The following is a 25,489-nucleotide window of genomic DNA, read 5'->3' on the forward strand; positions in this document are numbered from 1 at the left end:
GCTCGCGTTTGGTCCACTCCGTTCTTAGCGGCCGCTTCCGAGCGGCCTGCTCTCGCCCCGCGGCGCCCTTTACGACCAGACCGGGTCCCGCATGCGAATGCCGATGGCATGTGCATGCTGCGCGACACGCGCGGCAATCCGGTCCTGCACGGCATCGTCAGCGGCAATTGTCGGGAATGACAGGCAGAGCCCCATGATCTCATCGCGGCCGGGATCTGCAATCGCTGCCCCGATCGAGGAAATACCCGGCGTGATAAGGCTCGATGAGCGAGCGATCCGATTTTTCCGGATGGCCGCGAACTCCGCCCTGACCTCCTGATCGCTCATCATCGCGCGCAAACCCAGCTTGCCCTGCGCATCGAGTTGCGACAGGGCGCGATCGTCATCCAAACGCGCCAGGATCGCCCTGCCGATGATCGAGTCGAAGGCCGGCTTGCGCTCAGCCACAGCGCCGGTGTGTTGCAAAGCATAGGTGCCCTGCTGGGCGACTAGCAGCACGCGCTCGTGGCCTGACACGATTCCTGCATGTCCGGTGAAACCGAATTCGCGAACAAGGTCGTCGATTGCAACGCGAACCAGATCCAGGAGGCTGTGACGAGCGAGATAGAGAGCAGCGAGGTCCAGCGCGCGGCCTCCGGCGACATATCCTTGATCACGGTCTTCGCGCTCTAGAAGCCCCGCTTCCGACAGTGTTTTCAGAAGTCGGGACACCGATGCCTTGGGCATGTCGAGCTCGCGGCATACTTCCCCAACCCGCAGGACCGTCCGTTCTTCGGTGAGAAGCGAAAGGATGCGCAATCCATTTTCGAGCGAGCTCATGGCCGTTCCATATGCGATAACGGTGTTGACATATATGGTACCTCGGGCTCTCTTATAGCAGCAGCGAGAGCCGCTGCACGATAGCAACGAGAGCGCGCAGCAGATGATGATCGGCACCGCCAAGCCTGCCAAAGGGCAGATCACCAAGGGCCATGTCGAGCTCGGCTCCTATCCCGACGGGCCCATCTATTCTCCGGTGCTGATTGCCGAGGGAGAGAAGGACGGCCCGACGCTCTGGCTGCAGGCCTGCATCCACGGCCCGGAGGTGGTCGGCCCGCTGGCGATCCAGCGCTTCCTGAAGACGGTCGATCTCAGCCAGCTTTCGGGGCGGGTCATCTGCCTGATGCTCGCCAATCCGCTCGGCTTCCGCGGCTACAATCGCCTGACCCCGCAGGACGGCTACAATCTCAACCGCGTTTTCCCGGGCGACCGCCAGGGCCATCACACCTACCAGCTCGCCCATCGTTTGCTTGAGCTGTCGCTCGCGAACTCGGATGCGATGCTGGATCTGCATTCCGGCGGCGACCTCACCATCACCTGCCATTACACGCTGTTCCACAACAACGGGACCGCTGAAGGCGTGGAATCCGAGCGGCTCGGACGCGCCTGCGGCGCTCCGAATGTCTGGAACTCGCTGGAAGAGGGCCTCTCCGGCTGCCATTTCACCCATTACACGAAGAGCGGCAAGCCTTCGCTGATCGTCGAGAGCGGCGGCGGTGCACGGGTCACGGCGGAAGACCTGGACCGGCTGACGCTCGCGATCTTCAATGTCTGCAAGGCCCGTGGCATGCTGCCCGGCGAGCCGGTCGTTCCGGCGCAATTCCGTCTCGGCGGCGATGCAATCCATCACAAGGCCACTCATGGCGGCCTGTTCATCCCTAAGGTCAGCCCCGGGGACGACGTCGTGAAAGGACAGCATCTCGCCGATATCGTCGATCTCTTCGGCGATGTGGTCGAGGAGGTTCACTGCCCGGTCGAGAAGGCCTGGATCGGATCGATCCGCCGACCACATATGCCGATTTACAACGGCGATCAGGTCTTCGAGCTGGTCGGCACCAAGGGATACGACGCGGCCTAGATCTGCAGGCGAACTCGGTAACATGGCCGGGTTTCGATACCCGGCCCAACAACAGGGGACCATCATGGGTATCAGCCACGTCAGCCGACGCCAGGCGATGGCGGCGCTCGCCGCCTCCGCCGCTCTCCCGTGGGTGCCGAGTGCGGCAAAGGCGCAATCATTCGCCGGCCGCAAGCTCGTAAGCTCGGGCTTCGGCGGCTCGACCATGGACATCATTCAGGCGGCCGTCTTCACGCCCTTCGACAGGGAAAGCGGGGCGTCATCGACCCAGGTGCCGATGCAGTCGGCCGCCGCCCTCGCCCGCATGAAGGCGGAGGCCGGAAATCCTCAGATCGACATGTTCCAGTTCTCCGGCGGCCAGGAAGCCTTCGCCAAGAGCGAGGGTCTCAGCCAGCCGATGACCGGCGTCTCGCGCCTGAGCCGGATCCCGTCCGCCCTGAAGGACCCCGAGGGGCACTGGGTGACCTGGGCCGTCATCGCCGAGGGCATTGTCTACAACAAGGACAAGGTCAAGACGCCGCCGACGAGCTACAAGGATTTCCTGAAGCCCGAATACAAGGGCCATATCGCCTTCCCGGCAATCACCAACGGTTACGGCGTCGACTTTCTGGTGATGCTCGCCAAGGCTTTCGGCGGCAGCGAAGACAATATCGAACCCGGCTTCGAGGCGATGAAGAAGATCAAGGGCGAGACGATCTTCAAGGCGGCTTCCGATCTTCCCACCCTGTTCGGGCAGGGCGACATCTGGATCATGCCCTACGACACCGGCAACACCTTCAAGCTGCAGCAGGCCGGCCTGCCCGTCGCCTTCGCCACTCCGGTCGAGGGCAGCCCCGCCGTCAACATCACCGCCTGCGTCGCCAAGGGCACCAAGAACGCGGATGTAGCCGGTGCGGCGATCGACGCGATGCTGAAGCCGGAAGCTCAGATCGAGATCGCTCGGACGATGCGCTGGACCGCCTCCAATCCCGACACCAAGCTGCCTGCGGATCTGGCGGCCGAAGTTCCCGCGGTGGACAAGCTCGTCCAGCTCGACCGCGACAAGATCAACGCCAAGCGCGCTGGCTGGATCGAACGCTGGAACCGCGAGATCGCACGGTGACGACAGCCGCTTCAGGCTCGGGCGTGGCGCGCTTCGCGCCCGTCCTCCTCTTTGCTCCCTGCGCGTTTGCCTATGCGGTCTTCTTCATCTGGCCGCAGGCATCGCTGCTCGCGATGAGCGCCACCGAGAAGGCTGGCTTCACGCTCGCGCAGTACGAGCGCTTCATCTTCGATTCCTATTACTGGGAAATGCTGGGCCGCACGCTCTGGCTCGGCTTCGCCGTCACGGCCATCACCCTCCTGCTGGGTGTTCCGACGGCCTATCTGCTGGCGCGCTCCCAATCGCGCTGGGCGAGCTTTCTCCTGCTGCTGACGACCTTTCCGCTACTGGTCAGCGCCGTCGTGCGCTCCTTCGGCTGGATGGTGCTGTTCTTTCGCGACGGGCTGCTGAGCCGGACTTTGCTGGCACTGGGGCTCGTCAACCAGCCGGTGCAGACCATGTACACGATGGCCGGCGTGATCATCGCCCTCGCGCAGGTTCTGCTGCCACTGATGATCCTGACGCTGCACGGGGTCTTCAAATCGATCGATCGCGATCTCGAATATGCCGCGATGAGCCTGGGCGCGCGCCCGAGCGTCGCGCTCGGGCTGGTCACCTTCCGGCTCGCAAGCGGCGGCATCGTCGCAGGCTCGCTTCTCGTCTTCTCCCTGGCCATCAGCGCCTTCGCGACCCCGAGCCTGGTCGGCGGCGCGCGCGCCAACGTCATGGCCACGGCGATCTACGAGCAGGCTGTCGAACTGCTGGACTGGCCGTTCGCAGCGGCTCTCGCGACCATCCTGCTCGTCGTGGTCCTAGCGGTGTCGCTGGCCTATGGCGCCTTGCTCGAAGGCCGCGGTGAAAAGGAGCCATCGCGATGACGATCTCCCTGCGTTCTCCGCTCGGCATCGCCATGCTGGTCCTGACGGTCCTGGCCTTCGGATACCTGCTGCTTCCGATCCTCGTCGTCGTCGCTGCTCCGCTGGGCGACACCGGCTATTTAGCGTTCCCGCCACAGGGGCTGACGCTGAAATGGTATGGGGCTGCGCTGCATGACACGCGCTATCTGACGGCGCTGATGGTCAGCCTCCGGATTGCCGTGGTCAGCGCGATCATCGCCTGCACGTTGGGGGTATCGGCGGCCTATGCGCTGACGCGCTTCGACTTTCCGGGCCGACGGCTGCTGGAAGCGGTGTTCCTGTCGCCGCTGATCCTGCCTACGCTCGTGCTTGCCGTTGGATTGACGCTGTTCTTCACCCGCACCGGGCTTCTGGTTGGTTCGTGGAAGCTCGTCGCCGGGCATGTCATCGTCTGCACGCCCTATGTGCTGCGCGTCTCCCTGCCGGTGCTGCGCCGCTTCGACCGCAGCCTGGAGGAAGCCGCTCGCAATCTCGGAGCCTCGCCGGTCGTCGCCTTCTTCCTCGTCGTCCTGCCGGTCGTTCGGCCGGGCATCGTCGCCGGAACGGTCCTCGCCTTCATCACCTCCTTCGACGAGGTGGTGCTCGCGCTGTTCCTGGCCGAGCCGGGCGCTCCGACGCTCCCCGTGACCATCTATTCCGCGGTGCAACTCGGCTTCGAGCCCTCGGTTGCGGCGGTCTCCGGCCTCCTCGTGCTCGCCACGCTTGGCTTCATGCTTCTCTACCATTTGTCGAGCTCCCTCGGGCGCTCCCGGACCTGATCATGGACATCGAGATCAATCACCTGCGCAAGACCTATGGCTCCGCGGTCGCGGTCGCCGATCTGAGCGCGAAGGTTCCGCAGGGCCAGATGCTGGCGTTGCTGGGCCCCTCGGGCTGCGGAAAGACAACGACCCTGCGCATGGTCGCAGGCTTCATCGAGCCGACGTCCGGCTCGATCCGGGCCGGCGGTTCCGACATCACCCGGATGCCGGCCCACAAGCGCGATACGGGATTGGTTTTCCAGAACTACGCGCTGTTTCCCCATATGAGCGCGGCCGAGAACATCGCCTTCGGGCTGCGCAGGCGTGGTGTGGCGCGGGCGGAGCGTGAGCAGCGGATCGGCGTCATGCTCGACAAGCTCAAGCTTTCAGGGCTTGCGGACCGGCTCCCCCGGCAGCTTTCCGGCGGCCAGCAGCAGCGGGTCGCGGTGGCGCGCGCGCTGGTAATCAACCCCTCGATCCTGCTGCTCGACGAACCGTTCTCAAATCTCGACGCCAAGCTGCGTGAAAGCACCGGCCTTGAAATGTCGCGGCTGCAGCGCGAGTTCGGCCTGACGTCGATCTTCGTCACCCACGATCAAACCGAAGCAATGAGCATCGCTGATACCATCGCCGTCATGAAGGATGGCGAACTCCAGCAACTCGGCAATGCGAGCGAGATCTACCAAAAGCCAGCGAACCGCTTCGTCGCCGATTTCATCGGTCGAGCGAATTTTCTCCCCGGCCATATCGCCGACCGGAAGGAGGCGCATGTATCGATTGTCCTCACCGCCGGCCTCACAGTCGAATTGCAGGCCGATGGCGTGGGCGGCTCTCCTGGAGACGAAGGGGAGGTCCTGCTTCGTCCCGAGGCCATTTCGGTCACGGATGCCGGCCAGGCCAACACACTCAAGGCGACGGTCGAGCAAATTTCCTATCAAGGCTCCATCGCCAATCTGCATGGCAGATTGCCTGACGGTAGTGCGATCGTTGCCTCCGTGCCGCCGGACACGCTCCGCGGCTTGGCTCCGGGCGATGCCGCGAGCCTCGTGATTAGGGCGAATGCAATGCGTTGGTTCGGTCGACGCTAACAAGCCCAGCGCGATCAGACAGCTGATATGAGCTCGGACCGCCAACACGTGGAGCGATTAGTCGATCGCTCTGAACGCCAGGAGCAAGCTCATGCAGAAGGTCGATCATCGTGATCCTGACCAGCGCGCTGGCGAGATTGCGCGCGGCCTCGAGACCACACCGAAGCCGGCGCCGACGATGACGACGTGATGGTCGTCCGTGGGCGTCATGGGTTCGGCTGGATCAGCGCGACAGCGGCCTCGGATGTGAGCACGCGGAAGGTGAAGCTCTCCTGCAGGTAGAGTTCGACCGTCTTGGCATCGTGGCCGAGATAGCCGATCGCGATATCCTGGCCGAGATCGAGCTCGAAATCGCCGCCGCGCGTGGTTACGAGAAAGCCGCCTTCGATCGCCGGCGCCCAGATCACCCCGCCACCGACGATGCGCTCGAGATGGTGGAAGATCGGGTACCCCTCCTCGTTGCCCCCGCTCGCCGCGCGATAGGCCTCGCCGCCCAGCACCAGCGCATAGGGGCCGTTGCAGCCGGCGAGCTTGAGTTCGTTCAGCGCCCTGGCGACCGCCTCGGGATAATCGTCGAGAGCGGCCGGCAGGGGCACCGCGGCGTTGCTGCTGCCCTTGCGGATGCCCGTGATCCCGGCTGCGGCATAGCCTTCGAAGACGGCGCGGTCTTCGGCGAAGGCGATCGTCTTCGCGGCATCCTTGACCGGCTGCCAGTCCGAATCGTCGGAGCCGCGCTCGACATCGTCGATCGCATCCCGCGTCAGCGTGAACGGCACGCGCAACTCGACCAGCGGCTGAGCTTCGCGCAGAAGCGAGCGGATGCCCGCACCCGGCGCCTCGATCGCGCGGGTGTGCCCCGTCCCGGCGGCTGCATAGGCCGTGCCCTTCGGGCCGTCGACATCGACGACGCGGCGCGCCGCGAGATAACGCTTCAAGGTGCGCGACGCCTCCTCCTCGATCTCAGCCCAGGCGGCGTCCGAGATGGGAGCGAGCTCCCGGTGCAGATTATTCATGGCCTGCCTCTTCCTTCAGGGAACCGATGCCAAGCGAGCCGTCGCCGGGAAGTTTGGGTGGAGATACGGCCGCAGACGGCTCGGACGACACGGGGGCCGGTGCCGGCTCGGCCTTCTCCGGCGTGACGCCGTCCAGGAAGGTCGCGGTCGGCACGAAGAAGAGCGAGCCGGTGACGGCGCGGCTGAAATCGAGCAGGCGGTCGTAATTGCCCGGCGGCGCGCCCACGAACATGTTCTCCAGCATGCGCTCGATCCGCCGCGGCGTGCGCGCATAGCCGATGAAATAGGTCCCCGCCTCGCCCGTTCCGGCCTGGCCGAAAGGCATGTTGTCGCGGAGGATGTCGACCGGCTCGCCATCCTCGGTGATGCTGGTCAGGACGTTGTGGGCATAGGGCTTCTTCAGCGCCTCCGGCTGCTCGATATCCGAGAGCTTGTGGCGACCGACGATGTTCTCCTGCTCCTCGACAGGCACCTTCTCCCAGCCGGCGAGGTCATGCAGGTATTTCTGGACGATGACATAGCTGCCGCCAACGAAGCCCGCATCATCGTCGCCGATCAGCGTGGCCGCGGCAGCATCCGGCCCGCTCGGGTTTTCCGTGCCGTCGACGAATCCGATCAGGTCGCGATCGTCGAAATAGTTGAAGCCGTGGACCTCGTCGACGGCCGTGACCGCGCCGTCGAGCCGGATCATGATCTGCCGGGCCAATTCGAAGCATAGGTCCATCCGCCTGGTCGAGCGGATATGGAACAGGATGTCGCCCGGCGTCGAGACCGCGTGGTGCACGCCGCGAATCTCCTTGAACGGATGTAGCTCCCTCGGCCGCGGCCCGTCGAAGAGCCGGTCCCAGGCCTGCGAGCCGATCCCCATGACGCAGGACAGGTTGCCCTGGAGATCGCGGAAACCGACCGCTCGCAGCAGCCCGGACAAATCGGCGCAGAGGCCGCGCACGGCGACCTCCGCCTCGCTACCCGGATTGATCGTCACGACCAGGAAGATCGCCGAGCGCGTCAGCGTCGCAAATACCGGTTGCGACACCACTGTGGGAAGACCTGTGTCCATGGACGACCGTTCGATAGGCTGGATGCGGGCGCGTCCCGGTCGTCCGGGCCGGGGTAGTTATGAAGCAGAGACTGTCCAAGCCTGCGGCAAATCTCAATCCATGTCGCGGAAAGCATGGCCGGCGCCGGCGACGCCTTCGATCACGCTTGGCGGCAACAGGTCGGCGGCAGCAGTCCCGTCGAAAAGCCATTCCTTGGGGCCGACAAAGTCCGGCAGTTGCGCGCCGCTGGCAACGCAGAACCCGATCGCAGGCTTCTTGGCGTTTAGGTAGAGATCGCATCGCTGCATCGGAGCTATCCATTTCCCGGACAAGACGACCGCGATCACCCGCGCGCGAGGATCGCGGCCGGAAGCGTCAGAGGTTCACTGGCTTGCCGGAGGGCTCTTCCTCAAGCGTCACGGCGATGTCCGCATTGGCGGACAAGCGCACATTGTTGCCTTCGACGCCCGCGACGAAGCCCAGCTCGATATAGTGATGATGGCCTTCATGCCGCCCATAAGAATCGCTCTTCTTGAGCTTGATGCGCTCGCCCTCGACGCGGTCGACCGAACCGACATGAACACCGTCGGCCCCGATGACCTCCATGCCTTCCTTGATCCTGTCCTTCATCGCCTTCCTCCTGGGTTGAAACCTGTCCATCGTCGAGTCCCGTGCCGAGTGATCGGGGCCCCGCCCGCCACAGCGGGTCGGAGCGATAACCGCCGGGCGCTCAGGCCAGTTCCAGATCGTCCTCGTCGACCGTGACGCGCCAGCCAGCGATGGGCCGAATTCGGCATCGGCGGCGGGCTCCATGCCAGCCTGGTTTCGATCAACGGACATACCCGCCCTTCCAGTTCATCGCATCCGAGGGCAGCGGCCCGAGCCACGCCATCAGGCAGCGCTATCGCCACGTCGAAAACCCAGCGGAGCGTGGCGCCTAAGACGGCCCCAGGAAGGCCGGCGCCAGATCCTCGTTGACCATGTTCCGGGCCTCCAGATCGGTCTGCTCGCTGCCGACTTCGTTCATCCGCTTCGCCACGTCGAAAAGCAGCGCGCGGACATCGTCCTCGCTCAGCAGGCCCTTCGCGACCAGCTTGCGAACCAGCGCCCGTAGGACGAGAGCGTCGATATTGCCGCGCTCCTGATGGGCTATCAGAGCTTCGTTCATCCCAGACCTCCCCGGCGCACCAACAAGCGCTGTCCTGCCCCTCACCGCCCCTTGATCTCCTCGCGCAGCTCGCCGAGCACACGCCGCAGCCCGTGAATCTGGTCGACGAGATGCAGGATCACGTCGATGCCCTCGTCATTGGCGCCGAGATCGTCCTTGAGCTGCCGGATCAGATGCGCGCGCGCCAACTCGATCTCGCTGAAGAGCAGCCCCGCTTCGGCCTCCTCCGGGATCAGCCAGCGCTGCTCCAGCCAGAGCTCCAGCACCTGGACCTGGATTCCCGCCGAGGAGAGAAATTCCTGCTTGGTCATCCTCATCACGCCCTGCCCTCACGCGGATCATAATCCTTATCCTTCCAGCCCGACACGAAGCTCTCCAGCTCCGGATCGGGCGATTTCGGCAGGACCACCTTGAGCTGGACGAACTGGTCGCCCTGGCCTCCCTCGCGCCGCGGCACGCCCCTGCCGCGCAACCTGAGCTTCGTGCCAGTGTTCGAGCCCTTGGGCACCGACATCGTCACGTCGCCTGTCGGCGTCGGGACCCGGACCTGTCCCCCGAGGACCGCCTCCGTCAGCGAGATCGGCAGCTCCAGCGTGATGTCGTCGCCGTCCCGGGTGAAGCGGCGATCGGGCCGGACCTCGACCTCGATCAGGGCATCCCCCGGCCCACCCTTGCCGGACCCGGGAGCGCCCTTGCCCTTGAGGCGCAGCGTCTGGCCGTCGACCAGGCCGGCCGGGATCTTCACATCGATCGTGCCGCCATCCGGCAGCGTCAGTCGCTTGGTCGCGCCGGTGATCGAATCCACCAGGTCGACCGCCAAATGGTAGTGCAGGTCCTGCCCGCGGCGGTTCGCCCGCGCCTGCTGGCTGCGGCGCAGCAGCTCGGCGAAGGCGTCGTCCTGATCCATGAAATCGGAAAAGCCGGCGGCGTCCGCATAACGATCGCCCTGGTCCGAGGTCGCGTAGTCCCGGTAGTAGTGGTGCTGCGGCCGCTCGGCGCCGGATTCGTCGATTTCGCCGGCATCGAAGCGCTTGCGCTTGTCGGCGTCGCTGAGCAGGTCATTGGCGGCCGCAACCTCCTTGAACTTCTCCTCGGCCGCCTTGTCACCGGGATTGAGATCCGGGTGCAGCTTCTTCGCCAGCTTGCGATAGGCGCTCTGGATCTCGGCGGCGGAGGCCGTCGCGGCGACACCCAGAACCTCGTAGGGATTTTTCACGGGCTACTCCGAAAGCCTGTACGACGGCGAAGCTTGCACAGACTGCCATCACTTCGCATGGAATTTGATAGCGGCATGCGTCCCGTCGCAGAAGGGCTTGTTTCGCGAGCGCCCCGCAACGGCCGCAGCCTCCCACCTTCCCGACATTCCGCTTCATTAGCGGCCCCGGCGCTCACCGGGGCCTTTTTTTGCCCGAGGCACCGATCGCGGGTGACAGTTTCAACGCTCCACCGTGACGGACTACGATGCCCCGTCTCGTCTAAGTAATTGAATTATTTAATTGCGCGGTGACAAACTCAGGCTCTCATGACAACATCTCAAGCCGCAATTCGGCGTCGCAACGAAGCAGCAGCCGCGCGCAGGGCACTCTCCTGCGACGGCGTCGAGAAAGGCCCGCTTGGCTCCGCCCCCTCTCGAAGCGCCGGTAGAGATGGGATCAGAGCAGCCTCGCGATCTGTTGTTGACGCTCCCCCGGTTTTTATCCAGCGTTGAGTGCCTCTGGGCCGTTCCGGATTGGAGAAGCGACCGGCTTCGGGCGCTGGGATTGGCGGATGCGAACGGCTCTGGACTCTGCCGTATCCGAGCTGCCGGTGAAGGCGCGCTGTGCCAGCAGCACGCCAGCCAACCGGTGCAATGAGCGCCGGTGTGAGATCGCGCTTCGGAGGTGATCGATGAAAGCACCTTTCGACCGTCCGGATATTGAAAAGCTCATCGGCGCCATGACGCTGAAGGAGAAGGTCGGGCAACTCACCATGCTCAGCGGGGAATTGGTTCAGACAGGCCCCGCATCCGCTCCCGTCACCTCCGATGCCATCAAGAACGGCGAGGTCGGCAGCCTTCTGAACCTCGTCGGGCCAGACCGCATCCGGGACGCGCAGCGGCAAGCCGTCGAAGGCTCGCGCCTCAAGATCCCGCTCTTGTTTTCGCTCGACGTTCTCTTCGGGCTGAGGACGATCTTCCCCATCCCTCTCGGCGAGTCGGCCGCCTTCGATCCGGCGCTCTGGGAAGCAACGGCGCGCGTCGCCGCGCAGGAATGCGCCGTAGAGGGTATCGACCTGACTTTCGCACCTATGATCGACATCGCCCGCGATCCGCGCTGGGGCCGCACCCTCGAGGGGCCGGGCGAAGATCCTCTCGTCGGCCGGCGGGTCGCGCAGGCGAAGGTACGCGGCTACCAGATGACCGACCTTGCCGCGCCGACGGCGATCGCCGCGACGGCAAAGCACCTGGCCGGTTATGGAGCTGTCCGCGCCGGGCGGGAATACGCCTCCGTCGATATGTCGGAACGGCTGCTGCACGAAGTCTACCTGCCCCCTTTCAAGGCAGCGGTCGAGGCCGGCGTCGCCTGCATCATGCCGGCCTTCATCGACCTCAACGGGACACCGATGTCGATCCACACGCGGCTCCTGCGGCGGCTGGTTCGCGAGCGCTGGGGCTTCGAAGGGGTGATGGTCAGCGATTGGAGCTCGGTTGCCGAGCTGCTGGTGCATGGTGTAGCGGCAGATCTGGCCGAGGCTGCGGCGCTTGCGCTGAACGCCGGCGTCGACATCGACATGATGGGCAAGGGCGCGTATTTCGACGGCCTGCCCGAAGCGCTCGATCGCGGCCTCGTCACCATGACGACGATCGACGAATCCGTACGGCGCGTGCTGCTGCTCAAGCTGCGCCTTGGCCTGTTCGACAATCCCTATCGTCGATGTGGCTCGCCCGAGGCAGTCGCGGCAGTCCGCGTCCAAACCGCCAGACGCGCGCTGGCGCGGGAAGCCGCGCGCAAGTCGATCGTTCTCCTGACTAACCTGGAGAACACGCTGCCGCTCAAGAAAAGCCTCAGGTCGCTGGCGATCATCGGCCCGTTCGGGGATCTCGCGGGAGGAACCTCAGGGCCGGATGCCGTCCAGCGCATCGCCACCTTCGTCGATCAGGTGAAGGCGGCCTTCCCCAAGGCCGCGATCTCGGTCGCGGCCGGCAGCGAAGTCGAACGACTGAGCGCAACCGGTCTGGAAGTCGCTCGGCAGGATGCACGGCGCAGCGAGGTTCTCCTCCTTTGCCTCGGCGAAACCATGGAAATGGCCGGCGAAGCCAGCAGTCGGGACTACCCCGGAATACCCGAGCCCCAGCAGGACCTGGCGCGCGCGCTCCTTGGAACCGGCAAGCCGGTCGTCGTCCTGCTGTTTTCGGGTCGGCCGCTGATCCTGCCGAGTTGGCTGGCGGAGCGGGCAAAGGCCATTCTCGCGGTCTGGCATCCCGGCTGCGAAGCCGCTGGCGCCATCGTGGACGTTTTGAGCGGCTCGCATAACCCTGACGGTCGGCTCTCGATGTCATGGCCGGCCGATGTCGGACAGATTCCGATCTTCTTTGCCGAACGCCCGACAGGCCGACCAAGGCTGGAGAACGAGCATTTTTCCAGCAAGTATCTCGATGTGCCGAATGAGCCCCGCTTCTCGTTCGGCCACGGCCTCTCCTACACCACCTTCCTGCTGACCAATCCGCGCGCGACCAAATGGACGATCGCGCCGGGCGAGAGCACCGAGATCCTGGTCGACATCAAGAATACGGGAGCGATGGCCGGCGAGAGCACGGTGTTCCTCTTCATTCGCGACGTGGTTTCATCGATCACGCGGCCCTCGCTCGAATTGAAGGATTTCACGAAGGTGGCGCTCGCCCCGGGTGAGACGAAGACGGTGCGCTTCATCCTCTCCACCGACCAGCTTTGCTTTCTTGGCCCCGATCTCGAACCGCTTCTCGAGCCCGGCGCCTTCAACATCTATGTCGGGCCCAGCGCCAGCCCGGACCGGCTCCAGATGCTCGCGCTGCGCGTGCGCCCGGCTTCAATCGAAACCGCGCAGAACAGGGCATGAGCGCTCGCTTGGCGCAGACGAGAGCTTGCGGCCGATCCGAGAGTGCGATGCCGCAATGGGACCTGCGCATGGCCCCCGACCGCCGCGGCGCTGGATCGCCCCGCCGGAGGACCGGATTGCCAGTGCCCCGCTTCATCGCCGGCGTCACAAGATCGAGAGCGCATTCGGCCGGACAAAAGGCCGGCGGCGAATTGGGCAGCGTTGCAATCGCTACGTTCACGCTGCCTTTACAGCATTTTATGGCGCTCCGCGCCGCTTTCCGGCTCTGCGCCGGAATCTCCGTCTCGAGCGGTCACGGATTGGTGCGCAGATTGGCCCTGTAATCCCGGACCCGCCGGCCGCCGCCGCGTTGTTCCCGCGCAGTCGCGAGGGGCATCGCTGCGGCGCCACGGGGGTGACGCTTTCGTCTTTCGGCGGATGCGAGCATGGTCGAGAACTGGAAGAATGGGCGCAAGCGACCCCGCGGTGCGTGGTTGCTTGTCGCCCTGCTGGCGATTGCGATCCTTGGCTATCAGGGCTGGCGCGAATTGAGAGGCCACGCCTCGACCGGCGGCGCCGGGATGGGGACGGCCGCGGCGCAGCGAGTGCCCGTCACCTACGCCGATGTCGGCGAAGCGGACTATCCTGTCTATGTCCGCGGCATCGGCACGGTTTCGGCCTTCAAGACCGTGACGGTCAAGAGCCGGGTGGACGGCGCGATCACCAAGGTACTGTTCAGGCAAGGCCAGATCGTTCGCGAGGGCGATCCTCTGGTCGAAATCGATCGGCGCCCCTACCAGGCTGCTTTCGACCAGGCCGTCGCCAAGAAGGCCCAGGATCAGGCCAATCTGAAGAATAACCAGCTCATTCTCGAGCGTTACCAATCACTCGCCGCAAAGGACTTCCAGTCGCGCGAGAATCTCGACACGCAGCAGGCGCAAGTCGAACAGCTCAGGGCGCAAATCCAGGGCGACCAGGCTGCCATCGATAGCGCCAAGGTCAATCTGGACTATACGACGATCAGCTCGCCGATCACCGGCCGGGTCGGGTTTCGACTGATCGATCCCGGCAACATCGTCCATGCCGCCGATTCGACCGGAATCGTCACCATCGCCCAGTTGCAGCCGATCGCGGTCGAATTCACCGCGCCGCAGGACCGTCTCCAGGCGATCGCCAAGGCCTTCGACGGCGGACAGGTCCCGGTCGACGCGATCTCCTCGGATGGCAGGCGGACGCTGGCGCGCGGCCAGCTCGTCGCCATCAACAACACCGTCGATCTCGCCAGCGGCACGATCGGCCTGAAAGCCCGCTTCGACAACCAGGACAACGCACTCTGGCCGGGGCTTTCGGTCGACACGCGGATGCGGATCGATACGCTCAAGCGGGTAGTCCTCATTCCCATGAATGGGGTGATGCACGGCCCCGACGGCCTGTTCGCCTATGTCATCGGCGACGACGGCAAGGTGAGCGCCCGGCCGATCCAACTGGGTGCCAGCGACGATGAGCGTGCGGTGGTCGTGTCCGGGCTCGGCGTCGGGCAGAGGGTCGTGGTCGCCGGCCAGTCCCGCCTGCAGGAAGGCACCCTGGTCGATGCCAGGCCGATGCGTCCCGAGACTCAAGCGCCAACCGCCTCGAACGCGTCTGCAGAAATATCCCCGGCCTCAGCCAAGAAGGCGGACTGAGCTATGGCCAGCAGAATCTCCACGCCCTTCATCCGTTTCCCGGTCGCCACTTCGCTGCTGATGGCCGGCCTCTTGCTCGTCGGGGTCGTCGCCTATCCGCAACTGCCGGTCGCGCCATTGCCGGAGGTGGATTTCCCGACGATCCAGGTCTCGGCCAACCTGCCCGGCGCAGATCCCGCAACCATGGCCGCAACCGTCGCGCAACCGCTGGAATCCCAGTTCGCTCTGATCCCGGGCGTCGCGGAGATGACCTCGTCGAGCCAGGCCAACTCGACCCAGATCACTCTTCAGTTCGATCTCTCGCGCAATATCGACGGCGCCGGCGCGGATGTGCTCGCCGCCATCAATGCGGCCTCCGGCCAATTGCCCAAAAACCTGCCGAGTCCGCCGACTTATCGCAAGGTCAATCCGGCCGACTCGCCGATCCTGCTGCTCAGCGCCACATCCGATACCTTGCCGCTCACTCAGGTCTCCGACGAGGCTCTCACCAAGCTCGCCCAGGCGATCAGCCAGATCGGAGGCGTGGGCCAGGTCAATGTCGGCGGCCAGCGGACGCCTTCGATCCGCATCCAGGTCGAACCGGCGAAGCTGGTCGCGCGCGGGCTATCCCTGGAAGACATACGCACACCGCTCTCCGTCACCACGGTCAATAGCCCGAAAGGCACCATCAACGGCAGCGCCCGCGCCTACACGATCTACGCCAACGACCAGCTCACCGACGCCAAGAACTGGAACGACGTGATCATCGCCTATCGCGACGGCAACCCCGTGCGCGTGCGCGACATCGGCCAGGCGGTCAGCGCTCCGCTCGACGATACGCAAGCCGGCTGGGCCGACGGCAAGCCCGGCGTGTTCCTGGTGATCTTCAAGCAGCCGGGGGCCAATGTCATCGCCACCGTCGACAAGGTCATGGAAGCTCTGCCGCACCTGACTGCCGGCATCTCGCCCGGCATCAAGATCGGCGTGCTGTCCGACCGGACGCAGACGATCCGCGCGGCGGTCAAGGACGTCCAGTTTACGCTGCTGGTCACGATCGCCCTGGTTGTTCTGGTGATCTTCGTCTTCCTGCGCAGCCTCTGGGCCACCATCATCCCGTCTTTGACGGTGCCGCTCGCGCTGCTCGGCGCCTGCGCCCTGATGTGGTTCGCCGGCTACAGCCTCGACAACCTCTCGCTGATGGCGCTGACCATCGCTGTCGGCTTCGTGGTCGACGACGCCATCGTGATGCTGGAGAACATCACGCGCCATATCGAGGACGGCGAGGAGCCGATGGCCGCCGCCATCAAGGGCGCGAGCGAGATCGGCTTCACCATCCTGTCGATCTCGATCTCCCTGGTGGCCGTGCTGATCCCGCTGCTGCTGATGGGCGGTATCATCGGCCGGCTCTTCCGCGAATTCTCGGTCACGCTGGCGATGGCCATCATGGCTTCCGCGGTGATCTCGCTGACGCTGACGCCGATGATGGCGTCGCGCTTCATGAAGCCGCTCCGCGAAGTGCATCACGGCCGAATCTATCAGGCCAGCGACAGAATGTTCCGGGCGCTTGCCGGCGCTTACGAGCGCAGCCTCGACGTTGCGTTGCGCTTCCGATTTGCCACGCTGATGGTGTTCTTCGCGACGCTCGCGCTGACCGTCTACCTGTTCGTCATCATTCCGAAGGGCTTCTTTCCGCAGCAGGATACAGGTCTGATCACCGGTGTGATCGAGACCGCGCAGGACACCTCCATCGCGGCCATGGCCGGCCATATGGAGGAGGTCGGCGCCATCGTGCTCAAGGACCCCGCTGTCGACCATATGGCGATGCGCATGGGCGGATCCGGGGGCACCCTCAATGACGGCCTGATGTACATCACGCTGAAGCCGCGCGAGGCGCGTACCGACTCGGCCGACGAGGTGATCCGCCGGCTGCGCGCGCAGACCGGCGGGCTGGAAGGCGCAAGCCTCTACCTTCAGGCGGCGCAGGATGTGCGCGTCGGCGGCCGGCCCTCGCGCACGCAATTCCAGTTCACCCTCCAGGGGACCGACGTCGCCCAGCTCGACGAATGGGCTCCCAAGCTGCTCGCCAGGATGAAGGCGATGCCGGAGCTGCGCGACATAGCCTCCGACCAGCAGGCATCGGGCTCCACCCTGACCCTGACGATCGATCGCGACCAGGCCGCGCGCTATGGCCTGACGCCGGACGTCATCGACGCCACGCTCTACGACGCCTTCGGGCAACGCCAGATCGCCAGCTACGCGACGCAGCTCTCAACCTACTATGTGGTTCTCGAGGTGCTGCCCGCGCTGCAGCAGAAAATCGCGACGCTCGATCAGATCTATCTGCGCTCCGCGACCACGGGCGCCAACGTACCGCTCGCAGCCATCGCCACATGGAGCACGGTCCCGGCGCAGCCGCTGGCGATCAACCACCAGGGCCAGTTCCCGGCGGTGACCATCTCCTTCAACCTGGCGCCGGGCATCGCGCTCGGGCAGGCGACGGCTGCCATCAGCAGCCTGGAAAATGCGATGGATTTACCTGCCACGATCACCACGTCGTTCCAGGGCACGGCGCAGGCCTTCCAGGACTCGCTCTCCTCGGTGCCGCTGCTGATCGCTGCGGCGCTGGTCGTGGTCTATCTGATCCTCGGAATCCTCTACGAGAGCTACATTCACCCCCTTACCATCCTCTCGACCCTGCCTTCGGCCGGTGTCGGCGCTCTTGCGACCTTGCTGCTCTTCGGCTTCGATTTCAGCCTAATCGCGCTGATCGGCCTCATCCTGCTGATCGGCATCGTGAAGAAGAACGGCATCATGATGGTCGACTTCGCGATCGCCGCCGAGCGCGAGCAAGGCTTGTCCTCGCTGGAGGCTATCCGCCGCGCCTGCCTGCTCCGTTTCCGCCCGATCCTCATGACGACCATGGCTGCCCTTCTTGGTGGCGTGCCGCTGATGCTCGGCCACGGCACGGGCTCGGAGATCCGCCAGCCGCTCGGCTACGCCATGGTCGGCGGTCTCTTCGTCAGCCAGTTGCTGACCCTGTTCACGACGCCGGTGATCTATCTTTATCTGGACGCGTTCTCGAACTGGCTCGTCCCGGCGCATAGCGCGACAGCTGTCGGGATCGAAGAAGGGCATGGGGTGGTCCCCAACACCGATGGCTGACAGTGGCCGAGCTAAAGAGAGAGCTTCCCTGCCGAGGGCTCAGGGACGACGGCCCGGGTCAAAGGACGGGCCGCCGGGCATCTGGGCGAGAAGGTCCTGTTCAGGATCATGCCCGAAGGCCTCATCGTTCCAGCCAACGCCGAACCGACGCGGCCATCGCAGCCATGTGGTCGCTCGCCGAAAATCCGGAGGCCTTGCGTGGCTTCAGATCGTGATCGCCGTCTTCCAGCCAGACGATCTCAATGTTCGGCGACAGCTGATATCCGCTGACCTCGTCACGGCTGCCGAACGCGTCGCGCGCGCCCTGCACGATGAATGCCGGTGTCGCCAGGCTTGCGAGATGCTGCGTTCTCAGTTGCTCCGGCTTTCCAGGCGGATGGAAAGGATATCCGAGACACAATAGGCCGGTGATGGCACCCGCCGCATACAGCTCATCGGCCACCATGCTGGCGACACGACCACCCATCGATTTACCGCCGATAATCAGCGGCCCGGTCCGCCCCAGCGCCGCCAGTGCCGCGCGATATTCCGGTATCAGTTTCTCGGCGCGCGGCGGCGGCTTGCGCCCGGCTTCGCTGCGACGGCTGGCCATATAGCTGAACTCGAAGCGAACAACACGAAAGCCTTCAGCGGCCAGCGCGGCCGACGCCGCTTCCATCGATGGCGAATCCATCGGCGCGCCCGCGCCATGGGCCAACAGGATCGTGCACCTCCCTTGCTCGGGCCCTTCGGTGAGAAAGTTCACGATCGTCGACTCCATTCGAAGACTGCGGCAGGAAAGCCCTGGGCTTGAGTAAGAGCATATGCTTGATCCATGGAGCGCTCCGAATCCTCGCCACCTGAGACCGCCGCGGTTCTCCCCACGGTTGCGGTCCCGGCACGATCGTTTCACCATCCCGGCTTGCCCCACGACCGGATCGCATCTTGGCCCGTACCGACCTGCGCAATTCGTCCCGCTATTGGCGCGACCCTCGGGTTCCGGGCCTGAGCTGCCTCGTCGCCGACTTCACGAGCCATGATTACGCCCCCCACAGCCACGAGGCCTTCGTCGTCGCGATGACGGAGGTCGGCGGCGCCGAATTCAAGAGCCGCGGACGGAACGACGAAGCCAGGACTTCGACGCTGCTCGTATTCAACCCCGACGAGCCGCATTCCGGGCGCATGGGTTGGAGCGAACGCTGGCGTTATCGCGGGCTCTATCTGACCCCCTGCGCGATCGAGGCCCTCAATTCCGCGCTCGGTTTGGAAACGACGGCGTATTTCTGCCGAAATACCTTTCATGATGCCGATCTGATCGAGGCCTTCCTCGAGCTGCACCGCATCCTCGACGCCGGAAACGACCCTTTCGAGGAGCGCGAGCTGCTGGTGCGCAGCTTCGGAACCCTGATCCGGCGCCATGCCTCCGGCAAGGCGGATCTGATGCTGCCCCGGCGCGATGCCACCAAGGCTGCCCGTGTCCGCGAGATCATGCGCGAACGCCACGCAGAGGAACTCACGCTTGACGAGCTCGGCGCCGCGGTTGGGCTCACGGCGTTCCAATTGATCGCTCTGTTCAGACGCAGCACAGGCCTGACGCCGCACGCCTATCTCACGCAGTTGCGCCTGAAGGCCGCGATCGCCTGCCTCGGCCGCGGCACAAGCATCGCCGCAGCCGCCCTCGACGCCGGCTTCTACGATCAGAGCGCGCTGACGCGGCATTTCAAGCGCAGCTACGGCATCACCCCGCTGCAATGGGTGCGCGCGACCGCCGGCTGATCCGCTTTTTCAATTTCCGCCAATAGCCCCGCGGCCTGGCGCGCCAATCTCGTCCCCATGCGGATGCCCTCTCGGCATCGCGGAAAGGATGAGATGAATGTCCCGCTATTTCTGCCTCGACAATCCCGAGGTCATGACGCTCGCGACGCAGGTCGTCGAAGCCGGGCCGGGCTGGGTCGTTCTCGCGGAAAGCCCCTTCTATCCGGGTGGCGGCGGGCAATTGCCCGATCGCGGCTCATTGGAATGGGCTGGCGGCGAGATATCGGTCGCGGGCTTCGAGAATGAGGCGGGCCGGCTTCGGCATCTGCTGGCCGCGCCCGTCGAACTCCCAGCCGACCGGGTGGAGGCCCGGGTCGACCCGACCTTCCGCAGGCGCATGCGTGCGCTCCACACCGATCTGCACATCGTCAATGCCGTCGTCTTCCAGGGTTTCGACGGGGCGCTCGTCACCGGCGTCCAGATGAATGAGGACGGCACCGCGCGCATCGACTTCGACCTGCCGGATGCCGACAACGACCGCCTGCGCGCGATCGAGGAGCCGGTGAACGCGCTCATCGGGCAAGACCTCGCTGTCCGGCAGGACTATCTCCCGGAGCAGGCGGCCTTCGCGGAGCCGGGCCTGATCCGCTCGCGCTCGGTCGCTCCGCCGCCGACTGCGGACGGGCAGGTACGCATCGTCGAGATCGTCGGCCTCGACCGTCAGGCCTGCGGCGGCACCCATCTCGCCTCCACCGGAGGCTCGCCGCCGATCCGCATCCTGAAGATCGACAACAAGGGCCGGCACAACCGCCGCCTGCGGATCGGCCTCGCGAGCGTGCTGTGATGCCGCCGGTAACGCTCCTGCGGCGTCTCTGGAACCAGCCACTGCTGCTGCTTCCCCTGCCGCCCCTGTTGTGGGCCGGGAACCTCGTCCTCGGGCGGGCATTGGCCGGCTCGTTCCCGCCGGTCTCGCTCGCGGTCGGGCGCTGGCTGGTCGCGCTGGCCTGCCTTGCGCCCTTCGTGCTCGGTACGATCCGTGCGCAGCGCCAGGCGCTCTTTCGCGCCCGCTGGCTCATCCTCGCCTGCGGAGCCTTCGGCATCGCAGGCTATAATGCGCTCGGCTACGTCGCCCTGCAGAGCGCGCCGGCGGCCAGCGTCGCCTTCCTCAACTCGACGCTGCCCCTGATGGTGCCGCTCGCGGCCTTCCTGCTCGGGGTCGAGCGCGTCTCGGCGCGCACGCTCGCGGGCATCGCCATCTCCTTCCTGGGCGTGGCCTGGATCGTCGCGCGCGGCGAGCCGTCGACGCTGTCGCGTCTGGGCTTCGGCGGCGGCGAGCCCTTGGTGCTGGTCGCCGTCGCCAACTACGCCGTCTATTCGGTGCTGCTGCGCCGCCGCCCCGCCGATCTCGATCCGCTCGCCTTCCTGGCAGCGACGATGGTGGCGGGACTTTTCGTGCTGCTGCCGTTCTGGGTCTGGGAGCTGGCGCAGGGCGCCACGATCCCCACCGCGTCCGGCCCGCTCGCCGCCGTGCTCTACATCGGCATCTTCGCCTCGCTGCTGGCCTTCGTCATCTGGAACCGCTGCGTCGCGACGCTGGGGCCGAGCGTCACTGGCGCCTCCTTCCATCTCGTCGCCCTATTCACCGCGGTGCTCGCCTTCCTCCTGCTGGGCGAGCCGGTGCGCCCGTTCCATCTCGCTGGTGCGGCGCTGATCCTCTGCGGTTTCGGCCTCGCGGCCTTCAGCGGGCGCCCTTCCGTCTCCCGTTCCTCCGGAGCTCTCAAGCCATGACCGTGTTTTCGCATGAAGCCTTCGCCGATCACGAGCAGGTGGTGTTCGTCTGCGACGCAGCAACCGGGTTGAAGGCGCTGATCGCGATCCACGACACCTCGCTCGGCCCTGCGCTCGGCGGCTGCCGCATGTATCCCTATGCCGACGAGCAGGCGGCCTTGCGCGACGTGCTGAGGCTCTCGCACGGAATGACCTACAAGGCCGCGGCCGCGGGGCTCGATCTCGGCGGCGGCAAGGCGGTCATCATCGGCGATCCGCGCCGGCAGAAGACGCCCGAGCTCCTGCAGGCCATGGGCCGGGCGGTCGAGCGGCTCGGCGGGCGCTACATCACGGCCGAGGATGTCGGCACCTCGGTGGCCGATTTCGCCGAGGTTCGCAGGACGACCGGCCATGTCGTCGGCCTGCCCACCGAACTCGGCGGCAGCGGAGACCCGTCGCCGACCACCGCGCTTGGCGTCTTCCACGGCCTGAACACGGCCGCGCGGCACCGTTGGGGCGCGACGCGCCTGTCCGGCTGCGCGGTCGCCGTCCAGGGGTTGGGCAATGTCGGCTGGCATCTCTGCCAGTTACTGCATGAGGCAGGGGCGTCGCTCACGATCAGCGACCTCGATGAGAGCCGCGTTGCGAAGGCCGTCGCGGCATTCGCGGCCTGCGCCGTGGCCCCCGAGGCGATCTATGCGGCTGAGGTCGACATATTCGCCCCTTGCGCGATGGGCGCCGTGCTGGACGATACGAGCATCGCCCGGCTGCGCTGCGGCATTGTCGGTGGCGCTGCGAACAACCAGCTCGCCCGCGAGGACCATGGCGAGCAGTTGCGCGCCCGCGGCATCCTTTATGCACCCGATTTCGTGATCAATGCCGGTGGCATGATCCGCGTTGCCTCGGAGCGCACGGGCTACGACCAGGATTTCGTCGATCGCGGCGTCGAGGGTATCGGCCGCACGCTGCAGGCGATATTCGAGAGCGCGGAGGCTGCCGGCGTGCCCACCCAGACGGCCGCCCTGCGCCATGCGCGAGCCCGGCTCGCCCGCGCCCGTGGCGGGCATGCTTTGGCAGCCTGAGCCGATGAGCGCGACCGTCTCACTGCTGGAAGAGCTGGTCGGCTTCGACACCACGTCGAGCCGATCGAACCTGGCTCTCGTCGGCCGCGTCGCCGACCGCTTCGACGGCCTCGGCGCCCGCATCCGGCTCAGCCATGACGACGACCGCACCAAGGCGAACATCCTCGCCAGCTTCGGGCCGCAGGTGCCGGGCGGTATCGTGCTGTCCGGGCATACCGACGTCGTTCCGGTCGCCGACCAGGCTTGGTCATCCGATCCGTTTCGCCTGATCGAGCGCGACGGCAGGTTGTACGGCCGCGGAGCCACCGACATGAAAGGCTTCGTCGCAGCTTGCCTGTCGGCGGCCGGCGGTCTGGCGGCGTCCGGTCTTGCCCGGCCGGTCCATATCGCCTTGTCCTATGACGAGGAGGTCGGCTGCCTCGGGGTTCCGCGCCTCATCGACGATCTGTTGGCCCATGAGGAGAAGCCGGCGCTCGCGATCATCGGCGAGCCGACCGGCATGCGGATCGGCGACCGCCACCGCGGCTTCCTCGGCTTCCGCGTGCGTTTCGAAGGGCGAGCCGCGCACTCCAGCGACCCCGGCGCCGGCGCGAGCGCGATCTATCCCGCAGCCGACTTCATCCGCTTCCTGCGGACCATCGGGCATCGCACGGGCGTCGGCGTCGATGGGACGACGATCAATGTCGGCCGGATCGAGGGGGGCACGGCGATCAACATCGTGCCATCCGCCTGCGAGGTGGTCTGGGAATTCCGGCCGGTCACGGCGACCGACGCCGCCGAGGTCGAAGCCCTTGTCCGCGCCTATCTCATGCGTGCGGTGCCGGACGATGTCCGCCTGTCGATAGCGCGGGACATCCACGTGCCGCCGCTGTCGACGCAGAACGAAGGGGCCGCGCTTGCGGTCGCGACAGCACTGGGGGGAATCGCCCCGCCCTTCCCGATGCCTTTCGGCACGGAGGCCGGCTTCTTCCAGTCGGCCGGCATCCCGGCCGTCGTGTGCGGCCCAGGCTCGATCGAACAAGCACATCAGCCCGACGAATGGATAGCGCAGGCCGAACTCGATGCAGCCGACTCCTTTCTCGCCCGCCTTATCGACTGGGCTAGCCGACGAGAAGCCTGAAAGCCCGTGGCCTCGACGCCAGGGCCTGTTCCAACGAGGGGATCACCATGACAGAGCTTGCAGCCACCCATACCGTTTCCGAACGAGACGCAGCCGCCAGAACTGACACGTTTTCGAGCCTGCGAGCCGTGATCGCCGCGGTCGTCGGCAACACGCTGGAGTGGTACGACTTCGCAGTCTACGGCTTCTTCGCGCTCACGCTCGCCAAACTGTTCTTTCCTGCAGGCGACGCGACGGTTTCGCTGCTGCTGACCGTCGCCACCTTTGGCGTCGGCTTCGTGATGCGCCCGGTCGGCGCGCTCGTGCTGGGAACGCTCGCCGACCGGCGCGGCCGCAAGGCCGCGCTCTCGCTGACGATCCTGCTGATGGCACTGGGCACGGCCATGATCGGCTTCGCGCCGACCTATGCGACGGCCGGAGCCTGGGCACCGGCCATCATCGTGCTCGCGCGGCTGGTCCAGGGCTTCTCCGCCGGCGGCGAGATCGGCGGCGCGACCGCCTTCCTGGTCGAGCATGCACCTCCGGAACGCCGCGGCCTCTATGCGAGCTGGCAGCAGGCGAGCCAGGCCGGTGCCCTGCTGCTGGGCTCCTTGACCGGCGCGCTGCTCACCGGCCTCCTCCCGCAAGCGGAGCTTGAGGCCTGGGGCTGGCGCGTGCCGTTCCTGATGGGGCTGCTGATCGCGCCGGTCGGTCTCTATATCCGCTCCCGCGTCGACGAGACTGAGGCCTTCAAGGCGATCCTGCGCGAGCGCGCCGCGCGGCCCGAGGCCACCTTCTCACCGCTGCGCGACACGCTCGGGCAGCACCGCGCCGCGGTGATCACCGGGATTGGCATCACCATCGCCTGGACGGTCTGCACGTACTTCTTCCTGGTCACCATGCCGACCTATGCGGTGCGCCAGCTCGGCGTGCCGCAAAGCGCGAGCCTTCTCGCCAACAGCGTCGGCCTCGTCGTGATCGTCATGCTGGCCCCGGTGTTCGGCGCCTGGTCGGACAGGATCGGCAGGCGCCCGATCATGCTGGGATCCGCGCTGGGGCTGCTTCTGCTGAGTTGGCCGCTGCTACTTTGGCTGACGAGCCAGCCCGGAGCGCTCAACCTCATGCTCGCGCAGATCGTCTTTGCCCTCCTGATCGCAGGCTTCAGCGGCCCCGCGCCGGCTGCGATGGCGGAGCTCTACCCACCCGCCATGCGCTCGACCGGCCTGTCCATCGCCTACAATCTCGCGGTTACCGTCTTCGGCGGCTTCGCGCCCTTCATCACGACCTGGCTGATCGCCCGGACTGGCAGCGCTCTCGCACCGGCCTGGTACGTGATGCTGGCGGCAGCCATGAGCCTCACAGCCTTGATCGCAGGCCGCAACCTGCTGAAGGCGGCCTTCGGCCGGTGATCGGAACCGGCGCTGCCAGTCCCACGGCAGTTGACGGAGGCAGCAGCGCCGCAAGCCCGGTAGCCAATCGCAGCAAGATTGCCGGCGGGAGGCAGAGCATATGACAGCGTGTGACTCAGCCGAGATGGCTGCTCGCCAAGAGCGCAAAACCCGGGGAACGCCGCAGACTGGGCCCGGACCGGCCTTTTCGCGCGGCGCTCCTGAAGGATCGACAAGCCGCAATACCGGAAACACGGCGCGTCAACGTCGATCCGGTCCTTCGATGTCAGCAAACGCCCGCCGCGGCCTCGGCCGCGCGCGGCAGGCGGTTCTTCCTGCAGCAGGAAACGTTCAGAGCAATTTAAGATCGCCGGCTGCGGTCTTGCCGCGTTCGGTCTTCAGCTCGAAAGAAACCTTCTGCCCTTCCGTCAGCGTCATCATACCGGCTTCCTTCACGGCAGTAATATGGACGAACACGTCCTTGCCGCCTTCCTCCGGTTGAATGAAGCCATACCCCTTTTCAGTATTGAACCATTTTACGGTTCCGGTCGCCATCGCCACATCCCTCGAAGCCGCGCCCACCGCCCTCCGCGCCATGT

24 protein-coding genes are annotated in these 25,489 nt (G+C 65.8%); 14 read left to right on the forward strand and 10 right to left on the reverse strand.

Going from position 1 to position 25,489, the window contains the following annotated elements; genetic code table 11:
• Positions 1–69 precede the first annotated feature (69 nt).
• Positions 70–819 (reverse strand): IclR family transcriptional regulator, encoded by a 750-nt coding sequence (locus AC1DE3_RS02575; RefSeq protein WP_441512207.1) that lies wholly within the window; start codon positions 817–819, stop codon positions 70–72.
• Between the two features lie 103 nt (positions 820–922).
• On the opposite strand from AC1DE3_RS02575, the gene AC1DE3_RS02580 reads away from it, so the two are divergent.
• From AC1DE3_RS02580 to AC1DE3_RS02600, 5 genes are all read left to right on the forward strand, one after another.
• Positions 923–1,897, forward strand: a complete 975-nt coding sequence (locus AC1DE3_RS02580) for a succinylglutamate desuccinylase/aspartoacylase family protein (RefSeq protein ID WP_476779036.1) — start codon at positions 923–925, stop codon at positions 1,895–1,897.
• Between the two features lie 64 nt (positions 1,898–1,961).
• Positions 1,962–2,999 carry an extracellular solute-binding protein gene (locus AC1DE3_RS02585; RefSeq protein WP_476779035.1) on the forward strand — a complete coding sequence of 346 codons (1,038 nt, stop codon included), beginning with the start codon at positions 1,962–1,964 and terminating at the stop codon, positions 2,997–2,999.
• Positions 2,996–3,856 (forward strand): ABC transporter permease, encoded by an 861-nt coding sequence (locus AC1DE3_RS02590; RefSeq protein WP_441512204.1) that lies wholly within the window; start codon positions 2,996–2,998, stop codon positions 3,854–3,856. The genes AC1DE3_RS02585 and AC1DE3_RS02590 overlap by 4 nt, the downstream gene beginning before the upstream one ends.
• Positions 3,853–4,653 (forward strand): ABC transporter permease, encoded by an 801-nt coding sequence (locus AC1DE3_RS02595; RefSeq protein WP_441512203.1) that lies wholly within the window; start codon positions 3,853–3,855, stop codon positions 4,651–4,653. The genes AC1DE3_RS02590 and AC1DE3_RS02595 overlap by 4 nt, the downstream gene beginning before the upstream one ends.
• 2 nt (positions 4,654–4,655) lie before the next feature.
• Positions 4,656–5,723, forward strand: coding sequence for an ABC transporter ATP-binding protein (locus tag AC1DE3_RS02600; protein ID WP_441512202.1), 1,068 nt, complete (start codon positions 4,656–4,658; stop codon positions 5,721–5,723).
• A 206-nt stretch (positions 5,724–5,929) separates the two neighbouring features.
• Here AC1DE3_RS02600 and AC1DE3_RS02605 read toward each other — a convergent pair whose 3' ends face one another.
• The 7 genes from AC1DE3_RS02605 to AC1DE3_RS02635 all read right to left on the reverse strand — a co-directional run bounded on the left by AC1DE3_RS02605 (position 5,930) and on the right by AC1DE3_RS02635 (position 10,160).
• Complete coding sequence (locus tag AC1DE3_RS02605; protein ID WP_476852040.1) at positions 5,930–6,736, reverse strand: family 1 encapsulin nanocompartment shell protein; 807 nt, start codon at positions 6,734–6,736, stop codon at positions 5,930–5,932.
• Entirely contained in the window at positions 6,729–7,796 is a 1,068-nt protein-coding gene (locus AC1DE3_RS02610; protein ID WP_476779032.1) for a Dyp-type peroxidase, read from the reverse strand. Before AC1DE3_RS02610 ends, AC1DE3_RS02605 begins: the two co-directional genes overlap by 8 nt.
• 93 nt (positions 7,797–7,889) lie before the next feature.
• Positions 7,890–8,123, reverse strand: a complete 234-nt coding sequence (locus AC1DE3_RS02615) for a hypothetical protein (RefSeq protein WP_476779031.1) — start codon at positions 8,121–8,123, stop codon at positions 7,890–7,892.
• Positions 8,124–8,151: 28 nt separating this feature from the next.
• On the reverse strand, positions 8,152–8,406 hold the full coding sequence (locus AC1DE3_RS02620) for a DUF2171 domain-containing protein (RefSeq protein ID WP_441512199.1): 255 nt from the start codon (positions 8,404–8,406) through the stop codon (positions 8,152–8,154).
• 307 nt (positions 8,407–8,713) lie between these two features.
• Complete coding sequence (locus tag AC1DE3_RS02625; RefSeq protein WP_476779030.1) at positions 8,714–8,944, reverse strand: hypothetical protein; 231 nt, start codon at positions 8,942–8,944, stop codon at positions 8,714–8,716.
• Between the two features lie 41 nt (positions 8,945–8,985).
• Complete coding sequence (locus AC1DE3_RS02630) at positions 8,986–9,261, reverse strand: chaperone modulator CbpM (RefSeq protein WP_476779029.1); 276 nt, start codon at positions 9,259–9,261, stop codon at positions 8,986–8,988.
• The gene (locus tag AC1DE3_RS02635; RefSeq protein ID WP_476779028.1) at positions 9,261–10,160 is read right to left on the reverse strand and encodes a DnaJ C-terminal domain-containing protein; all 900 of its coding nucleotides are present in this window, start codon (positions 10,158–10,160) and stop codon (positions 9,261–9,263) included. Before AC1DE3_RS02635 ends, AC1DE3_RS02630 begins: the two co-directional genes overlap by 1 nt.
• 671 nt (positions 10,161–10,831) lie before the next feature.
• Here AC1DE3_RS02635 and AC1DE3_RS02640 point away from each other — a divergent pair.
• From AC1DE3_RS02640 to AC1DE3_RS02650, 3 genes are all read left to right on the forward strand, one after another.
• Positions 10,832–13,018, forward strand: coding sequence for a glycoside hydrolase family 3 N-terminal domain-containing protein (locus tag AC1DE3_RS02640; protein WP_476779027.1), 2,187 nt, complete (start codon positions 10,832–10,834; stop codon positions 13,016–13,018).
• A 425-nt stretch (positions 13,019–13,443) separates the two neighbouring features.
• Positions 13,444–14,679 (forward strand): efflux RND transporter periplasmic adaptor subunit, encoded by a 1,236-nt coding sequence (locus AC1DE3_RS02645; protein WP_476852041.1) that lies wholly within the window; start codon positions 13,444–13,446, stop codon positions 14,677–14,679.
• Positions 14,680–14,682: 3 nt separating this feature from the next.
• On the forward strand, positions 14,683–17,820 hold the full coding sequence (locus tag AC1DE3_RS02650) for an efflux RND transporter permease subunit (protein WP_476779025.1): 3,138 nt from the start codon (positions 14,683–14,685) through the stop codon (positions 17,818–17,820).
• A gap of 121 nt (positions 17,821–17,941) precedes the next feature.
• Here AC1DE3_RS02650 and AC1DE3_RS02655 read toward each other — a convergent pair whose 3' ends face one another.
• On the reverse strand, positions 17,942–18,565 hold the full coding sequence (locus tag AC1DE3_RS02655) for an alpha/beta hydrolase family protein (RefSeq protein WP_476852042.1): 624 nt from the start codon (positions 18,563–18,565) through the stop codon (positions 17,942–17,944).
• A 179-nt stretch (positions 18,566–18,744) separates the two neighbouring features.
• Between AC1DE3_RS02655 and AC1DE3_RS02660 the strand changes: the two genes are divergently transcribed.
• The 6 genes from AC1DE3_RS02660 to AC1DE3_RS02685 all read left to right on the forward strand — a co-directional run bounded on the left by AC1DE3_RS02660 (position 18,745) and on the right by AC1DE3_RS02685 (position 24,911).
• On the forward strand, positions 18,745–19,575 hold the full coding sequence (locus tag AC1DE3_RS02660) for an AraC family transcriptional regulator (protein WP_441512191.1): 831 nt from the start codon (positions 18,745–18,747) through the stop codon (positions 19,573–19,575).
• Positions 19,576–19,672: 97 nt separating this feature from the next.
• A complete protein-coding gene (locus tag AC1DE3_RS02665; RefSeq protein ID WP_476779023.1) occupies positions 19,673–20,398 on the forward strand; it encodes an alanyl-tRNA editing protein in 726 nt (241 codons plus the stop codon).
• A complete protein-coding gene (locus AC1DE3_RS02670) occupies positions 20,398–21,342 on the forward strand; it encodes a DMT family transporter (RefSeq protein WP_476779022.1) in 945 nt (314 codons plus the stop codon). The genes AC1DE3_RS02665 and AC1DE3_RS02670 overlap by 1 nt, the downstream gene beginning before the upstream one ends.
• Positions 21,339–22,403 carry a Glu/Leu/Phe/Val family dehydrogenase gene (locus AC1DE3_RS02675; protein ID WP_476779021.1) on the forward strand — a complete coding sequence of 355 codons (1,065 nt, stop codon included), beginning with the start codon at positions 21,339–21,341 and terminating at the stop codon, positions 22,401–22,403. The genes AC1DE3_RS02670 and AC1DE3_RS02675 overlap by 4 nt, the downstream gene beginning before the upstream one ends.
• A gap of 4 nt (positions 22,404–22,407) precedes the next feature.
• Positions 22,408–23,523: an acetylornithine deacetylase gene (gene argE, locus AC1DE3_RS02680; RefSeq protein WP_476779020.1), complete on the forward strand. Its 1,116-nt coding sequence runs from the start codon at positions 22,408–22,410 to the stop codon at positions 23,521–23,523.
• 47 nt (positions 23,524–23,570) lie between these two features.
• The gene (locus tag AC1DE3_RS02685) at positions 23,571–24,911 is read left to right on the forward strand and encodes an MFS transporter (protein ID WP_476852043.1); all 1,341 of its coding nucleotides are present in this window, start codon (positions 23,571–23,573) and stop codon (positions 24,909–24,911) included.
• 330 nt (positions 24,912–25,241) lie between these two features.
• Here the strand turns inward: AC1DE3_RS02685 and AC1DE3_RS02690 are convergent, their stop codons facing one another.
• Entirely contained in the window at positions 25,242–25,445 is a 204-nt protein-coding gene (locus AC1DE3_RS02690) for a cold-shock protein (protein WP_441470030.1), read from the reverse strand.
• Between the last annotated feature and the right edge of the window lie 44 nt (positions 25,446–25,489).

The sequence above is a fragment of the Allobosea sp. 10L417 genome, assembly GCF_056395485.1.

What these genes read in the sequence shown, in the direction of transcription:
- AC1DE3_RS02575 (WP_441512207.1), bottom strand. Translation starts at nt 819, where the DNA reads ATGAGCTCGCTCGAAAATGGATTGCGCATCCTTTCGCTTCTCACCGAA.
- AC1DE3_RS02580 (WP_476779036.1), top strand. Translation starts at nt 923, where the DNA reads ATGATGATCGGCACCGCCAAGCCTGCCAAAGGGCAGATCACCAAGGGC.
- AC1DE3_RS02585 (WP_476779035.1), top strand. Translation starts at nt 1,962, where the DNA reads ATGGGTATCAGCCACGTCAGCCGACGCCAGGCGATGGCGGCGCTCGCC.
- AC1DE3_RS02595 (WP_441512203.1), top strand. Translation starts at nt 3,853, where the DNA reads ATGACGATCTCCCTGCGTTCTCCGCTCGGCATCGCCATGCTGGTCCTG.
- AC1DE3_RS02600 (WP_441512202.1), top strand. Translation starts at nt 4,656, where the DNA reads ATGGACATCGAGATCAATCACCTGCGCAAGACCTATGGCTCCGCGGTC.
- AC1DE3_RS02605 (WP_476852040.1), bottom strand. Translation starts at nt 6,736, where the DNA reads ATGAATAATCTGCACCGGGAGCTCGCTCCCATCTCGGACGCCGCCTGG.
- AC1DE3_RS02610 (WP_476779032.1), bottom strand. Translation starts at nt 7,796, where the DNA reads ATGGACACAGGTCTTCCCACAGTGGTGTCGCAACCGGTATTTGCGACG.
- AC1DE3_RS02620 (WP_441512199.1), bottom strand. Translation starts at nt 8,406, where the DNA reads ATGAAGGACAGGATCAAGGAAGGCATGGAGGTCATCGGGGCCGACGGT.
- AC1DE3_RS02625 (WP_476779030.1), bottom strand. Translation starts at nt 8,944, where the DNA reads ATGAACGAAGCTCTGATAGCCCATCAGGAGCGCGGCAATATCGACGCT.
- AC1DE3_RS02630 (WP_476779029.1), bottom strand. Translation starts at nt 9,261, where the DNA reads ATGAGGATGACCAAGCAGGAATTTCTCTCCTCGGCGGGAATCCAGGTC.
- AC1DE3_RS02640 (WP_476779027.1), top strand. Translation starts at nt 10,832, where the DNA reads ATGAAAGCACCTTTCGACCGTCCGGATATTGAAAAGCTCATCGGCGCC.
- AC1DE3_RS02645 (WP_476852041.1), top strand. Translation starts at nt 13,444, where the DNA reads ATGGTCGAGAACTGGAAGAATGGGCGCAAGCGACCCCGCGGTGCGTGG.
- AC1DE3_RS02650 (WP_476779025.1), top strand. Translation starts at nt 14,683, where the DNA reads ATGGCCAGCAGAATCTCCACGCCCTTCATCCGTTTCCCGGTCGCCACT.
- AC1DE3_RS02665 (WP_476779023.1), top strand. Translation starts at nt 19,673, where the DNA reads ATGTCCCGCTATTTCTGCCTCGACAATCCCGAGGTCATGACGCTCGCG.
- AC1DE3_RS02670 (WP_476779022.1), top strand. Translation starts at nt 20,398, where the DNA reads ATGCCGCCGGTAACGCTCCTGCGGCGTCTCTGGAACCAGCCACTGCTG.
- AC1DE3_RS02675 (WP_476779021.1), top strand. Translation starts at nt 21,339, where the DNA reads ATGACCGTGTTTTCGCATGAAGCCTTCGCCGATCACGAGCAGGTGGTG.
- argE (WP_476779020.1), top strand. Translation starts at nt 22,408, where the DNA reads ATGAGCGCGACCGTCTCACTGCTGGAAGAGCTGGTCGGCTTCGACACC.
- AC1DE3_RS02685 (WP_476852043.1), top strand. Translation starts at nt 23,571, where the DNA reads ATGACAGAGCTTGCAGCCACCCATACCGTTTCCGAACGAGACGCAGCC.
- AC1DE3_RS02690 (WP_441470030.1), bottom strand. Translation starts at nt 25,445, where the DNA reads ATGGCGACCGGAACCGTAAAATGGTTCAATACTGAAAAGGGGTATGGC.